The organism is Thioalkalivibrio sp. ALJT (genome assembly GCF_000381825.1).
Taxonomy (GTDB): Bacteria; Pseudomonadota; Gammaproteobacteria; order Ectothiorhodospirales; family Ectothiorhodospiraceae; genus Thioalkalivibrio.
On record NZ_KB907137.1, the window covers coordinates 1 to 15,342 of the forward strand.

At 62.2% G+C, this 15,342-nt stretch carries 12 protein-coding genes, 1 tRNA gene and 1 pseudogene; all 14 read left to right on the forward strand.

Annotated elements, in window-relative coordinates:
* A pseudogene (locus G332_RS13435) lies at positions 1-95 on the forward strand (elongation factor Tu); the annotation flags it as partial.
* 89 nt (positions 96-184) lie between these two features.
* Positions 185-260, forward strand: a tRNA-Trp gene (locus G332_RS0112425).
* A gap of 37 nt (positions 261-297) precedes the next feature.
* The gene (gene secE, locus G332_RS0112430) at positions 298-663 is read left to right on the forward strand and encodes a preprotein translocase subunit SecE (protein WP_019627319.1); all 366 of its coding nucleotides are present in this window, start codon (positions 298-300) and stop codon (positions 661-663) included.
* Between the two features lie 18 nt (positions 664-681).
* Positions 682-1,215, forward strand: coding sequence for a transcription termination/antitermination protein NusG (gene nusG / locus G332_RS0112435; RefSeq protein ID WP_019627320.1), 534 nt, complete (start codon positions 682-684; stop codon positions 1,213-1,215).
* A gap of 65 nt (positions 1,216-1,280) precedes the next feature.
* Positions 1,281-1,712, forward strand: coding sequence for a 50S ribosomal protein L11 (rplK, locus tag G332_RS0112440; RefSeq protein ID WP_019627321.1), 432 nt, complete (start codon positions 1,281-1,283; stop codon positions 1,710-1,712).
* Positions 1,713-1,714: 2 nt separating this feature from the next.
* Entirely contained in the window at positions 1,715-2,410 is a 696-nt protein-coding gene (gene rplA, locus G332_RS0112445; RefSeq protein WP_019627322.1) for a 50S ribosomal protein L1, read from the forward strand.
* Between the two features lie 216 nt (positions 2,411-2,626).
* A complete protein-coding gene (gene rplJ / locus G332_RS0112450; protein WP_019627323.1) occupies positions 2,627-3,148 on the forward strand; it encodes a 50S ribosomal protein L10 in 522 nt (173 codons plus the stop codon).
* Between the two features lie 69 nt (positions 3,149-3,217).
* A complete protein-coding gene (gene rplL, locus G332_RS0112455) occupies positions 3,218-3,598 on the forward strand; it encodes a 50S ribosomal protein L7/L12 (RefSeq protein ID WP_019627324.1) in 381 nt (126 codons plus the stop codon).
* 131 nt (positions 3,599-3,729) lie between these two features.
* Positions 3,730-7,809, forward strand: coding sequence for a DNA-directed RNA polymerase subunit beta (gene rpoB, locus G332_RS0112460; protein WP_019627325.1), 4,080 nt, complete (start codon positions 3,730-3,732; stop codon positions 7,807-7,809).
* Between the two features lie 73 nt (positions 7,810-7,882).
* Positions 7,883-12,103, forward strand: a complete 4,221-nt coding sequence (gene rpoC, locus G332_RS0112465) for a DNA-directed RNA polymerase subunit beta' (RefSeq protein ID WP_019627326.1) — start codon at positions 7,883-7,885, stop codon at positions 12,101-12,103.
* Positions 12,104-12,211: 108 nt separating this feature from the next.
* Positions 12,212-12,589 carry a 30S ribosomal protein S12 gene (gene rpsL / locus G332_RS0112470; protein ID WP_018873921.1) on the forward strand — a complete coding sequence of 126 codons (378 nt, stop codon included), beginning with the start codon at positions 12,212-12,214 and terminating at the stop codon, positions 12,587-12,589.
* Positions 12,590-12,615: 26 nt separating this feature from the next.
* Entirely contained in the window at positions 12,616-13,083 is a 468-nt protein-coding gene (gene rpsG, locus G332_RS0112475) for a 30S ribosomal protein S7 (protein ID WP_019627327.1), read from the forward strand.
* A 21-nt stretch (positions 13,084-13,104) separates the two neighbouring features.
* Positions 13,105-15,201 carry an elongation factor G gene (fusA, locus tag G332_RS0112480; protein WP_019627328.1) on the forward strand — a complete coding sequence of 699 codons (2,097 nt, stop codon included), beginning with the start codon at positions 13,105-13,107 and terminating at the stop codon, positions 15,199-15,201.
* Positions 15,202-15,246: 45 nt separating this feature from the next.
* The coding region (locus G332_RS13440) for a GTP-binding protein (protein ID WP_018873918.1) at positions 15,247-15,342 on the forward strand (96 nt) is incomplete at its 3' end.

A 15,342-nucleotide genomic window follows, 5' to 3' on the forward strand; every position in this document is an offset into this window, starting at 1 on the left:
TCAGTCCGATCGCGATGGAAGATGGTCTGCGCTTCGCGATCCGCGAAGGTGGCCGCACCGTCGGTGCCGGCGTCGTCTCCAAGATTATTGAGTGATACAGTAACCAAGTAGGCACATGATGGATCGCGAGAGGCGGCGCCGAGCGCGTCGTCTCTCGTATCTGTTTCATGCCGATCCGTTTTCTAGGCCAGTAGCTCAATTGGCAGAGCAGCGGTCTCCAAAACCGCAGGTTGGGGGTTCGAGTCCCTCCTGGCCTGCCATCTTCCGGATGGCGGCTGCACCGGGTGACACGTATTCATGAGTGAACAATCGGAACAGACCGGCGTGCTTGATACCGTCAAGCTCGCGGTGGCTGTGGCGCTGCTGATTGCAGGCGTCATGGGCTTCTATTGGTTCTCGGAAGAATCCACTCTGATCCGGGTCCTCGGCTTGCTTGCCGTCGTCGCCGTGGCCGTGGGGATTGGTCTGACCACCGCCAAGGGCAGTCAGCTCGCGGGCTTCATGGGTAACGCGCGTACCGAGGTCCGCAAAATGGTGTGGCCCACCCGCGTCGAGACGACCCAGACCACACTGATCGTCATTGCCGTCGTGATCCTGGTGGGGATCTTCCTCTGGCTCCTGGACATGCTCCTGGGCTGGGTGATTAGTCGGTTCATCGGATAAGCATCAGGACTCTTCCCCATGGCATTACGCTGGTACGTCGTACAGGCATTCTCGGGATTCGAGGCGCAGGTGAAGCGTTCCCTCGAGGAGCGCATCGAGCGCTTCGGTATGCAGGATCATTTTGGCGAGATCCTGGTGCCGACCGAGGAAGTCGTCGAGATGAAGGACGGTCAGAAGCGTCGCAGCGAGCGCAAGTTCTTCCCGGGTTACGTCCTGGTGCAGATGGATCTGAATGACGAGGCCTGGCACCTGGTCAAGGCCGTGCCGCGCGTGCTGGGTTTTATTGGTGGCACCGCCGATCGACCGGCCCCCATCAGCGACAAGGAAGCCGAGGCGATCCTGCAGCGCATGCTGGAAGGCGCCGAAAAGCCGCGACCCAAGGTCCTGTTCGAGGTCGGCGAGATGGTGCGGGTGATCGATGGCCCGTTCAACGACTTCAATGGCGTGGTCGAGGAAGTGAACTACGACAAGAGCCGCCTGCTGGTGGCGGTACAGATTTTTGGCCGCTCGACGCCCGTGGAGCTGGAGTTCCACCAAGTCGAGAAAACCTGAGACGCGCACGCGTCATTACCTGTTAATCGGGGAGCCGCAAGGCGTTCGCACCCGAGGGAGTCCTCATGGCAAAGAAGATTGAAGCCTATATCAAGCTTCAGGTACCGGCCGGCAAGGCCAACCCGAGTCCGCCCGTCGGCCCTGCGCTGGGTCAGCGTGGCGTAAACATCATGGAGTTCTGCAAGGCGTTCAACGCGCAGACGCAGGAGATGGAGCCCGGGCTGCCGGTGCCGGTGGTGATCACCGTGTACGCCGATCGCAGCTTTACCTTCATCACCAAGACCCCGCCTGCCGCCATCCTGCTGAAGAAGGCCGCGGGTGTGCAGAAGGGCTCGGGCGAGCCGAATACCAAGAAGGTCGGCACCGTGACCCGTGCGCAGCTCGAAGAGATTGCGAAGACCAAGGAACCGGACCTGACCGCCGCCGACCTCGATGCGGCAGTGCGGACCATTGCCGGCAGCGCCCGCAGTATGGGCCTTGACGTGGAGGGCCTCTGATCATGGCAAAGCTTTCCAAACGTATGCAGGCGATCCGTGAGAAGGTCGAGCCGGGCCGTTTGTACCCGGTGGCCGAAGCCTTTGACATGCTTCGCGACCTGCCCAAGGCCAGGTTCCGCGAGTCGGTCGACGTGGCGGTCAACCTCGGCGTGGACCCGCGGAAGTCCGATCAGGTAGTGCGTGGTTCCACCGTGCTGCCGCATGGCAACGGCAAGACCGTGCGCGTGGCGGTGTTTACCCAGGGGGCCAATGCCGACGCCGCGAAGGAAGCGGGTGCCGACGTGGTCGGGATGGACGATCTCGCGGAACAGGTGAAGGCCGGCCAGATGGACTTCGATGTGGTCATTGCTTCCCCGGATGCGATGCGCGTGGTTGGCCAGCTGGGCCAGATTCTCGGTCCGCGCGGCCTGATGCCGAACCCCAAGGTCGGCACGGTGACCCCTGATGTCGCGACGGCGGTGACCAACGCCAAGGGCGGCCAGGTGCGCTACCGCACCGACAAGGGTGGCATTGTCCATTGCACGATCGGGGCGGCCGACTTCGACACGAATGCCCTCACCGACAACCTGAACGCTCTGCTGGCCGATCTGCTGAAGATGAAGCCCGCTACCTCCAAGGGTCAGTACGTCAAGGGTGTGGTCGTCTCGACCACGATGGGCCCGGGCGTGAAGGTCGATCAGGGCTCGCTGAGCCTGTAAGCAACAACATACGGTTTTTGGTCGGCTGTCGCGCAAGCGGCACGCCATCCAAGACCGCAGGCGCCGGGCCTTCGGGCCCGGCTTAATACCCCAGCCTGCGCAGATGGTGTCACCCGATTCAGGAAGTACCTGCGACGGGAGCACCGCAGTACCGGGCTTGCCCGGTTTCACACGACCGCCTCCGGGTGGTCTTACTAGAGGAGAGTCAGCGTGGCTTTGAATCTCGATGACAAGAAGGTGATTGTCTCGGAACTGGCTACGGTTGCTGCCTCCGCACATTCCGCGGTCGCCGCGGAATATCGGGGTCTCTCGGTAGCGCAGATGACGGCACTGCGTCAGCAGGCGCGGTCTTCCGGTGTCTATCTGCGAGTGGTGAAGAACAATCTCGCCAAGCGTGCCATTGAAGGGACGGATTTCGAGTGCATGCAGCCCGAGTTGCATGGGCCGTTGATCCTGGCCTTCAGTGAAGAGGAGCCCAGCTCCGCCGCGCGTCTGGTGAAGAACTTCGCCAAGGAAAACGAACAGCTGAAGGTCCGGATGGTGTCCTTTGGTGGGCAGCTCATGGGTGCGAGTGATCTGGATCGCCTCGCGAGCCTGCCGACGCGAGAAGAGGCGCTCGCCACGCTTCTCGCCACCATGAAGGCGCCGCTCGACAAGTTCGCCCGTACGGTGAACGAAGTCCCCGGCAAGCTGGTGCGTACCGTTGCAGCAATCCGTGACCAGAAACAGGCAGCTTGAACCTTTTTCGCCTTTTTCTGTAGCAAGTACTGAATGAATTCGGGTGCGACCCGTTTAGGAGAGTTAGAAATGGCCGTTTCGAAAGAAGATATCCTGGAAGCCATCGGCAACATGACGGTCCTGGAGATCGTGGACCTCATCAGCGAGATGGAAGAGAAGTTCGGCGTGTCCGCCGCTGCCGCCGTTGCGGCCGCCCCGGCTGCCGCCGGTGGTGGTGAAGCCGCCGCTGCCGAAGCCAAGGACGACTTCGATGTCGTCATGTCCAGCTTCGGCGAGAACAAGGTTGGCGTGATCAAGGTCGTTCGCGGTCTGACCGGTCTGGGCCTGAAGGAAGCCAAGGAAATGGTCGAAGGCGTCCCGGCGACCGTGAAGGAAGGCGCGCCGAAGGAAGAGGCCGAGAAGATGAAGACGGAACTGGAAGAAGCGGGCGCCACCGTCGAACTGAAGTAAGAAGGCGCTTGCGCCTGTTGTTTTCGTGTACATCACGAAGCCCTGAGGCTGGCGGCCGTTTGGTCGTCAGCCTCAGCCCGTGGTGGCGCGGGTTTTGTTCCGCGTTGTTCAGCTAGCCTCCGAGGTAAGCCATGGCCCTCAGTTATACCGAAAAGAAACGCATCCGCAAGGACTTCGGGAAGCGTCCCCAGATCCTCGACGTCCCGTACCTGCTCGAGACCCAGTTGACGTCCTATCGGGATTTCCTGCAGGCGGAGCAAACGCCGGACGGGCGCGATTCCCTGGGTCTGCACGCCGCGTTTCAGTCGGTATTCCCCATTGTAAGTTATTCCGGTCATGTCCAGCTCGAATACGTGAGCTACCGTCTGGGCGAACCGATGTTCGACGTCAAGGAATGTCAGATCCGTGGCGTGACCTACGCGGCCCCGCTGCGCGTCCTCCTGCGCCTGGTGATCCACGACAAGGAAGCCCCGGCGGGCTCCGTTGTCGTCAAGGAGGTGAAGGAGCAGGAGGTCTACATGGGCGAAATGCCGCTCATGACCGAGAATGGCACCTTCGTGATCAACGGAACCGAACGCGTGATTGTGTCGCAGTTGCATCGGTCGCCGGGCGTATTCTTTGACAGTGACAAGGGCAAGACGCAGGGCAGTGCACAGAAACTGCTCTACAACGCCCGCATTATTCCGTACCGCGGTTCCTGGCTGGACTTCGAGTTCGATGCCAAGGACGGGGTATACGTGCGCATCGACCGTCGCCGCAAGCTGCCGGCCTCGATCCTGCTGCGCGCGCTGGGCATGGATACCGAAGAGATCCTGGCCACGTTCTTTGATTTTAACCAGCTTACCCTCGATGAAGACGGCGGTGAGCTCGAGCTGATCCCCGAGCGCATGCGCGGCGAGACGGCGGTCATCGACATCACCGCCGGTGACAAGGTGATCGTCGAGGCCGGGCGCCGGATTACACCGCGTCATATTCGGGAGATCGAGAAGGCCGGTATCACCACCTTGCGGGTGCCGGATGAATACCTGCTGGGTCGCGTGCTGGCGAAGGGGGTGGTCGACGAGTCCACCGGCGAGTTGATCGCTCAGGCGAATGATGCGCTGACCCAGGAGCTGCTGGACAAGCTGCGCGCCGAGGGTGTCCAGAGCCTGGAGACCATCTACACCAACGATTACGATCATGGTCCGTACATGTCGGACACGTTGCGTCTGGATCCGACCAAGACCCAGCTGGAGGCCCAGGTCGAGATCTATCGCGTGATGCGCCCCGGCGAGCCGCCGACCAAGGACGCCGCCGAGAACCTGTTCTCCAACCTGTTCTTCTCCGAGGACCGATACGACCTCTCGGCGGTGGGACGCATGAAGTTCAATCGCCGTGTCGGCCGCGAAACCGACGAGGGTCCGGGCGTACTGTCACCCGCGGATATCCTCGATGTGCTGAAGGTCCTGATCGACCTGCGCAACGGCAATGGCCGCACCGATGACATTGACCACCTTGGTAACCGCCGCATCCGCAGTGTGGGCGAGATGGCCGAGAACCAGTTCCGTCTGGGGCTGGTGCGCGTCGAGCGCGCGGTCAAGGAGCGTCTGACGGTCGCCGAGAGCGAAGGCCTGATGCCACAGGAGCTGATCAACGCGAAGCCGGTGGCGGCCGCGGTGAAGGAATTCTTCGGTTCCAGCCAACTGTCGCAGTTCATGGACCAGAACAATCCGTTGTCGGAGGTGACCCACAAGCGTCGAATCTCCGCGCTGGGTCCGGGCGGCCTGACGCGGGAACGCGCGGGCTTCGAGGTGCGCGACGTGCACCCGACCCACTACGGCCGTGTCTGTCCGATCGAGACGCCGGAAGGCCCGAACATCGGTCTTATCAACTCGCTGGCCGTGTACGCCCGCACTAACCGGTATGGCTTCCTCGAGACCCCGTACCGCAAGGTCGAAGACGGCCAGGTCACGGACGAGATCGTGTATCTGTCGGCGATCGAAGAGAGCCAGTACGTGATCGCCCAGGCGAACGCGGCGATGGACGCGGAAGGTCGTCTGAGCGATGACCTGGTGTCCTGCCGCTACCAGGAGGAGTTCACGATCTCCTCGCCGGACAAGATCCAGTTCATGGATATCTCGCCGAAGCAGATTGTGTCCGTGGCGGCGGCGCTGCTGCCCTTCCTGGAGCATGATGATGCGAACCGCGCGCTGATGGGCGCGAACATGCAGCGTCAGGCCGTTCCCTGCCTGCGGGCGAACAAGCCGCTGGTGGGTACCGGGATCGAACGCGCTGTGGCGATCGATTCCGGTTCTGCGATTGTCGCCAAGCGCGGCGGCACGGTGGATTCCGTGGATGCCGCTCGCGTGGTGGTCCGGGTGAACGATGACGAGACCGTGCCGGGCGAGCCGGGTGTCGACATCTACAACCTCACGAAGTACTCGCGTTCCAACCAGAACACCTCCATCAACCAGCGTCCGCTGGTGGCGGTGGGCGACGAGATCGCCCGTGGCGATGCGATCGCCGACGGTTCCTCCACGGACATGGGTGAACTCGCGCTCGGCCAGAACATGATGGTCGCGTTCATGCCGTGGAATGGCTACAACTTCGAGGACTCGATTCTGATCTCGGAGCGGGTGGTGCAGGAAGACCGTTACACCACCATCCATATCGAGGAGCTGAACTGTGTCGCCCGCGACACCAAGCTGGGTCAGGAGGAGATCACCGCGGACATCCCGAATGTCTCCGAGTCCCTGCTGAACAAGCTCGACGAGTCCGGTGTGGTTTACGTGGGTGCCGAGGTGCGTCCGGGCGACATCCTGGTCGGGAAGGTTACGCCGAAGGGCGAGACCCAGCTGACGCCGGAAGAGAAACTGCTGCGGGCCATCTTCGGCGAGAAGGCGTCCGATGTGAAAGACACCTCCCTGCGTGTGCCGTCCGGCATCGAGGGCACGGTGATCGACGTGCGCGTGTTCACCCGTGACGGTGTTGAGAAGGATGCCCGTGCCAAGTCGATCGAGGCCGATGATCTGGCGGCGGTGCAGAAGGATCTGAAAGATCAGCTGCGCATTTACGAGGACGATATCTACGCCCGTGTCGAACGCCTGCTGGTCAACAAGACGGCGGCCGGTGGGCCGGAAGGACTGGGTGACGGCTCCAAGGTTACCAAGAAATACCTGCAGGGCCTGTCCCGGGACAAGTGGTTCGAGGTGCGTCTGAATGATGACGCGGTCAACAGCCAGCTCGAGGACCTGGGTCGGCAGATCAAGGACCAGCACGAGGCCTTCGAGAAGCGGTTCGAACACCAGAAGGCGAAGCTGGCCGCGGGCGACGATCTGCCGCCGGGCGTCCAGAAGATGGTCAAGGTGTACGTGGCCGTCAAACGTCGCCTGCAGCCGGGTGACAAGATGGCCGGCCGCCACGGGAACAAGGGCGTGATCTCGATGATCGTCCCGGAAGAGGACATGCCGTTCCTTGAAGACGGGACTCCGGTCGACGTGGTGCTGAATCCGCTGGGCGTGCCCTCGCGCATGAACGTCGGCCAGGTGCTGGAGGTCCATCTGGGCTGGGCCGCGAAGGGCCTGGGTGACAAGATCAACCGCATGCTGGAGGCGCAGGCGGAGATCGTGAAGCTGCGGGAGTTCCTCGATCAGGTCTACAACCATCGCGAGAAAAAGGTGGATCTCGATTCGATGTCGGATACCGAGATCATGGTCCTGTGCCGGAACCTGCGCGGTGGTGTGCCGATGGCGACGCCGGTGTTCGACGGCGCCGAAGAGGCCGAGATCAAGGAAATGCTGCGGCTCGCGGATCTGCCCGAGACCGGTCAGGCCGAGCTCTACGACGGGCGTACGGGTGATCGCTTCGACCGCCCGGTGACGGTCGGCTACATGCACATGCTGAAGCTGAACCACCTGGTCGACGACAAGATGCATGCGCGTTCCACCGGCCCGTACTCGCTGGTCACCCAGCAGCCGCTGGGTGGCAAGGCCCAGTTCGGGGGACAACGCTTCGGGGAAATGGAGGTCTGGGCGCTGGAGGCCTACGGCGCAGCCTACACCCTGCAGGAGATGCTGACGGTGAAGGCGGACGACGTACAGGGCCGAAACAAGATGTACAAGAATATCGTCGATGGCGAGCACCACATGGAGGCCAACGTGCCCGAATCGTTCAACGTGCTCATGAAGGAGATCAAGGCGCTCGGCATCAATATCGAGCTGGAGCAGGACTGATCTCCTCCGATCCGAATGTGATCCGAAGGGGTGCCAGGCACCCCTCGACCCAATGCTTTGTGAGGCATAGCGAATGAAAGACCTCCTGAATCTGTTCAAGCAGCAGACCCAGCCGGAAGAATTCGATGCGATTCGCATCGGCCTGGCCTCGCCCGACCAGATCCGTTCCTGGTCCTTCGGCGAAGTGAAGAAGCCGGAGACCATCAACTACCGGACGTTCAAGCCGGAACGTGACGGGTTGTTCTGCGCCAAGATCTTCGGGCCGGTGAAGGACTACGAGTGCCTGTGCGGCAAGTACAAGCGCCTGAAGCACCGTGGTGTGGTCTGCGAGAAATGCGGCGTCGAGGTCACCCAGACCAAGGTCCGGCGCGAGCGCATGGGCCATATTGACCTGGCGTCGCCGGTCGCCCATATCTGGTATCTGAAGAGTCTGCCGTCCCGCATCGGGCTGCTGCTGGACATGACCCTGAAGGACATCGAAAAGGTGCTCTATTTCGAGTCCTTCATCGTCACCGATCCCGGTTTTACCACGCTGGAAAAGCGGCAGCTGCTCACCGACGAGGAATACCTCGAGGCCCTGGAAGAGCATGGGGACGACTTCACCGCCCTGATGGGTGCGGAGGCCGTGCTGAGTCTGCTGAAGGAGATGGATCTGCAGGCGGAGGCGGCCAAACTCCGCCAGGAGCTCGCCGAGACCGGATCGGAGACCAAGATCAAGCGGTTCGGCAAGCGGCTCAAGCTGGTGGAGTCGTTCCTCGAGTCCGGCAACAAGCCGGAGTGGATGATCATGAAGGTACTGCCGGTGCTGCCGCCGGACCTGCGTCCGCTGGTCCCGCTGGACGGTGGCCGCTTTGCCACCTCCGACCTGAATGACCTCTATCGCCGGGTGATTAACCGCAACAACCGTCTGCGTCGTCTGCTGGAGCTGAATGCGCCGGACATCATCGTGCGCAACGAAAAGCGCATGCTGCAGGAGTCCGTCGACGCGCTGCTGGATAATGGTCGACGTGGGCGGGCGATTACCGGTACCAACAAGCGTCCGTTGAAGTCCCTTGCCGACATGATCAAGGGCAAGCAGGGCCGCTTCCGCCAGAACCTCCTCGGCAAGCGTGTCGACTACTCCGGCCGGTCGGTGATCGTGGTCGGCCCGACCCTGCGGCTGCACCAGTGTGGTCTGCCCAAGCGGATGGCGCTGGAACTGTTCAAGCCGTTCATCTTCGGCAAGCTGCAGCGCCGTGGGCTGGCCACCACCATCAAGGCCGCCAAGAAGGCGGTGGAGAAGGAAGGCGCGGAGGTCTGGGATATCCTGGAAGAGGTGATCCGCGAGCATCCGGTGATGCTGAACCGTGCGCCGACCCTGCACCGCCTTGGCATCCAGGCCTTCGAGCCGGTGTTGATCGAGGGCAAGGCCATCCAGTTGCACCCGCTGGTGTGCGCCGCTTTCAACGCTGACTTCGACGGCGACCAGATGGCCGTACATGTGCCGCTGTCGCTGGAGGCACAGCTGGAGGCGCGCACGCTGATGCTGTCCTCCAACAATGTGCTCTCGCCGGCTAACGGCGAACCGATTATCGTACCGTCGCAGGATATCGTCCTCGGGCTGTATTACCTGTCGCGCGAGAAGGTGAACGCGAAGGGCGAGGGCATGACCTTCTCCGACGTGGACGAGGTGCACCGTGCGTACGAGCACAAGCGGGTTGATTTGCATGCGCGCGTGACCGTGCGCATCGCTGATACCATGGCGGAAGTCGGCGAGGGCGAGGCGCTGCCGAGCCTGCGTGTCGAGACGACCGTGGGGCGCGCGATCCTGTCGCGCATCATGCCCAAGGGTCTGCCCTTCGAGCTGATTGACCGCGAGCTCAACAAGAAGGCGATCTCCGGTCTGATCAACTCCTGCTACCGCCGCCTGGGCCTGAAGGACACGGTCGTGTTCGCGGACCAGTTGATGTATGCGGGCTTCTACTACTCGACCCGCGCCGGTGTCTCGTTCTGTGCCGATGACATGGTCATCCCCGACGAGAAGCACCCGATCCTAAAAGGCGCCGAGGATCAGGTGAAAGAGATCGAGGATCAGTACGCCTCGGGTCTGGTGACCAAGGGTGAACGCTACAACAAGGTCGTGGATATCTGGTCGCACTGTAACGACCAGGTCGCCAAGGCCATGATGGAGCGGCTTGGCAAGGAGCAGGTCACCAACGCCGAAGGCGAGACGGTCGAACAGAACTCGTTCAACTCCATCTTCATGATGGCGGATTCCGGGGCGCGTGGTTCTGCGGCACAGATCCGTCAGCTGGCCGGGATGCGGGGCCTGATGGCCAAGCCGGACGGCTCCATCATCGAGACGCCGATCACCGCGAACTTCCGTGAGGGCCTGAACGTCCTGCAGTACTTCATCTCCACTCATGGAGCGCGCAAGGGTCTGGCCGATACCGCGCTGAAGACCGCGAACTCCGGGTATCTGACGCGGCGCCTGGTGGATGTCTCCCAGGACGTGGTGGTCACCGAGCCGGATTGCGGCACGCAGCAAGGTCTGCTGATGAAACCCATCATCGAGGGCGGTGATGTCGTCGAGCCGCTGCGGGACCGGGTGCTCGGCCGTACCACGGCCGTGGACGTGTACCGTCCGGGTACCGACGAGGTGCTGGTGCCCGCCGGGACATTGCTGGATGAGGCCCTGGTGGATGAACTCGACGCCAACTCGGTGGATGAGGTGCTGGTGCGCTCCGCGATCACCTGCGAAACGCGCCAGGGGATTTGTGCCAAGTGCTACGGCCGAGACCTGGCGCGTGGGCACGAGGTCAACGCCGGCGAGGCGGTGGGCGTGATCGCCGCGCAGTCGATCGGTGAACCGGGCACACAGCTGACCATGCGTACCTTCCACATCGGCGGGGCCGCGAGCCGTGCCGTGACGGTCAGTGCCATACAGGTGAAGAACTCGGGTGCTGCGCGTCTGCACAACCTGAAGACGGTGACCAACAAGGCCGGCAATCTGGTGGCCGTGTCGCGTTCCGGCGAGCTGGGCGTGATCGACGATCAGGGTCGCGAGCGCGAGCGTTACAAGATCCCGTACGGCGCGACCATCACGGTTCATGACGGGGACACCGTCGAGGCCGGCCAGGAGGTGGCGACCTGGGATCCGCATACCCACCCGATCGTCACCGAGGTGGCCGGTAACATCCGTCTGGCGGATTTCGTCGAGAACGTCACCGTCACCAAGGAGACCGACGAGTTCACCGGGCTGTCGTCCAACGTGGTTCTGGATCCGAAGAGCCGCTCGTCGGCCGGCAAGGACCTGCGCCCGACGGTCAAGCTTCTCGACGACGCCGGCAACGAGGTGTACATCCCGGGTACCGACATGCCCGCACAGTACATGCTGCCGGCCAACGCGATCTTTAACCTGGAGGACAATGCGCGGGTCGAGGTTGGTGACGTGATCGCACGCCTGCCGCAGGAATCCTCCAAGACCCGCGACATCACCGGGGGTCTGCCCCGCGTGGCCGATCTGTTCGAGGCGCGGCGCCCGAAGGAGCCGGCGGTGCTGGCGGAGATCTCGGGTACCGTGTCCTTCGGCAAGGAGACCAAGGGCAAGCAGCGACTGGTCATCACCCCGGACAAGGGTGACCCCGTCGAGATGCTGATTCCCAAACTACGCACCGTGAACGTCTTCGAGGGCGAGCGCGTGGAGCGGGGTGAAGTCGTGGTCGACGGCGAGCTGGATCCGCATGACATCCTGCGCCTGCGCGGCGTGACCACGCTGGCCGAATATCAGGTTCAGGAAATTCAGGATGTGTACCGCCTGCAGGGCGTGAAGATCAATGACAAGCACATCGAGGTGATCGTGCGCCAGATGATGCGCAAGGTGAATATTGTGCATGCGGGCGATACAAAGTTCCTCGCCGGTGACCAGGTGGATCGCACCCGCGTGCTGGAAGAGAACGAAAAGCTGGGACCGGACCAGGAGCCCGCCACCTACGAGCGGGTGTTGCTGGGGATCACCAAGGCCTCGCTGGTCACCGAGTCGTTCATCTCGGCGGCCTCCTTCCAGGAGACCACGCGTGTGCTGACCGAGGCCTCTACCCGCGGGGCACGCGACGATCTGCGCGGCCTGAAGGAAAACGTGATTGTCGGACGCCTCATCCCGGCCGGGACCGGGCTCGCCTATCACAAGGAACGCCGCCGCAAACGCGCACTGGAAATGCCGGAGTTCGACACGGTGGAAGAAGGGCCGACGGTTACCGCCGACCCCGAAGCTGCCACGGCCGATCCGGGTACGACGGAGGGCGGGTCCGAGTGACCCGACCCACCTTGACACACGTGGGAGTGGCGATTAGAATTCCGCTCCCTCGACAGGCCGGTCTCGGCGCCGGCCTGTCGTTATTTTTAGGCTAGGAGAAAGGGTTTCATGGCCACGATCAACCAGTTGGTACGCAAGCCCCGCAAGCGCCCCGTCGAAAAGAGCGATGTGCCGGCGCTGCAGGGTTCCCCGCAAAAGCGCGGGGTCTGCACCCGTGTCTACACGACCACCCCGAAAAAGCCGAACTCGGCGCTGCGCAAGGTTGCGCGCGTCCGGCTCACGAATGGCTACGAAGTCAGTAGCTACATTGGTGGTGAGGGGCACAACCTGCAGGAGCACTCGGTGGTCCTGATTCGCGGCGGTCGTGTAAAGGACCTTCCGGGTGTGCGTTATCACACGGTGCGTGGCTCCCTGGATACTCAGGGCGTACAGAACCGGGCCCAGGGCCGGTCCAAGTACGGCACCAAGCGTCCCAAGAAATCCTAACCGTGATCCAGTCCGGGAACTGAAACATGTCTAGAAGAGCAGCTGCCCCCAAGCGTCACATCCTTCCTGATCCGAAATTCGGAAGCGAGCGCCTGGCCAAGTTCATCAATACGGTCATGCGCGATGGCAAGAAGTCCGTCGCGGAACAGGTCCTGTATGGCGCCCTGGATCAGATTGAATCCAAGCAGGGCGATGGCATGGGTGCGCTCGAGCGCGCGCTGGACAACGTGCGTCCCCGTGTCGAGGTGAAGTCCCGTCGCGTCGGTGGCGCGACGTATCAGGTCCCGGTGGAAGTGCGTTCCGTGCGCCAGGATGCGCTGGCCATGCGCTGGGTTGTCGAAGCGGCCCGCAAGCGCGGCGAGCGCACGATGGCCCTGAAGCTTGCGGGCGAACTGATGGACGCATCCGACAGCAAGGGCTCCGCCGTCAAGAAGCGCGAAGACACTCACCGCATGGCGGAGGCGAACAAGGCGTTCGCCCACTTCCGCTGGTAAACCTGTTTAGAGAGGCTCAACGTGGCACGCAAGACCCCACTTAAGCGCTACCGGAATATCGGGATCAGCGCGCACATCGACGCCGGCAAGACGACGACGACCGAGCGCATCCTGTTCTACACCGGTCTGTCGCACAAGATCGGCGAGGTCCATGAAGGCGCCGCCACGATGGACTGGATGGAGCAGGAGCAGGAGCGAGGTATCACCATTACCTCGGCTGCAACGACCTGTTTCTGGCAGGGCATGGCCCAGCAGTTCGATGAGCATCGCGTGAATATCATCGACACCCCCGGGCACGTAGACTTTACCATCGAGGTGGAGCGTTCCATGCGTGTACTCGACGGCGCGGTGATGGTGTACTGCGCGGTCGGCGGGGTGCAGCCCCAGTCCGAGACGGTGTGGCGGCAGGCCACCAAGTATGCGGTCCCGCGGATGGCGTTCGTGAATAAAATGGACCGCGCCGGGGCCGATTTCCTGCGTGTCTACGAACAGATGCGGGAGCGGCTGCGCGCGAACCCGGTGCCGATTCAGTTGCCGATCGGTGCCGAGGATAATTTCCGCGGCGTAATCGACCTGGTGAAGATGCAGGCCGTCTTCTGGGACGACAGCAACTACGGCATCTCGTTCGAATATCAGGACATCCCGGAAGAGCTGAAGGCCGAAGCCGAAAAGTGGCGTGAGAATATGGTCGAGGCGGCGGCCGAGGCTAATGAAGAGTTGATGGACAAGTATCTCAACGAGGGGGATCTGTCCGAAGAGGAAATCAAGTCCGCCTTGCGCCAGCGCACCATCGATCTCGAAATCTTCCCGATGCTGTGCGGTTCGGCGTTCAAGAACAAGGGTGTCCAGGCGATGCTCGACGCGGTGGTGGAGTACCTGCCGTCGCCGCAAGAAGTCAAGGCGATCAAGGGTGTGAAGGCCGGAACGGAAGATGCGGTCGAGAAGCCCGCATCCGACGACGAGCCCTTTGCCGCACTGGCGTTCAAGATCATGACCGACCCCTATGTCGGGTCTCTGACATTCGTGCGTGTCTATTCCGGCGTGCTCAGTGCGGGCGATACGGTGCTGAATACGCAGAACAACCGTCGTGAGCGGATCGGCCGGATCCTGCAGATGCATTCCAACTCCCGCGAGGAGATCAAGGAGCTGCGCGCAGGTGATATTGGCGCAGTCGTGGGGCTGAAGGACCTGTACACCGGGAGCACGCTGTGTGACCCGAACGATGCGGTCGAACTCGAGCGGATGGAATTCCCCGATCCGGTGATTTCCATTGCCGTGGAGCCGAAGACCAAGACCGACCAGGAAAAGATGGGAATCGCGCTGAACAAGCTGGCGCAGGAAGACCCGTCCTTCCGGGTGCATACGGATGAAGAGTCCGGCCAGACCATTATCTCGGGCATGGGGGAGCTCCATCTCGAGGTGCTCGTGGACCGCATGAAACGCGAGTTCAAGGTTGAGGCGAACGTCGGTGCGCCACAGGTCGCTTACCGTGAGACCGTTCGGAAGACGGTGGAGTCCGAAGGCAAGTTCGTACGTCAGTCCGGCGGTCGTGGTCAATATGGTCACGTCTGGATTCGTATCGAACCGCTGGAGCCGGGCGAAGGCTACAAGTTCGAGAACGCGATCGTCGGCGGGGTCGTGCCCAAGGACTACATCCCGGCCGTTTCGAAAGGCATCGAGGAACAGATGGCCAACGGCGTGCTGGCGGGCTACCCGGTCGAGGACGTAAAGGTCACCCTGTTCGACGGCTCGTACCACGATGTGGACTCCAACGAAATGGCGTTCAAGGTTGCGGGTTCCATGGCATTCAAGGAAGGCGCACTGAAGGCCGGCGCGGTCCTGCTTGAGCCGATGATGAAGGTTGAGGTGGAGACGCCGGAAGAATACATGGGTGACGTGATGGGCGATCTCAATCGTCGCCGCGGGCTGGTGAAGGGCATGGACGATGTCGCCGGGCAGAAGCTGCTGAGGGCCGAAGTCCCGCTGTCCGAGATGTTTGGCTATTCGACGCAGCTTCGTTCGATGAGCCAGGGCCGCGCTACGTATTCGATGGAGTTCGAAAAGTACTCCGAGGCGCCGGCCCAGGTGGCCGAAGCCGTGGCCGCGAAGGCGTCCTGAAGCCAATAGCGTAATTCGAAAGAACTGTTTAAAGAGGTTTGAGCTGTGTCCAAGGAAAAGTTCGAGCGTAAGAAGCCGCATGTAAATGTGGGGACGATTGGTCATGTTGACCATGGTAAGACGACGCTGACGGCGGCGCTG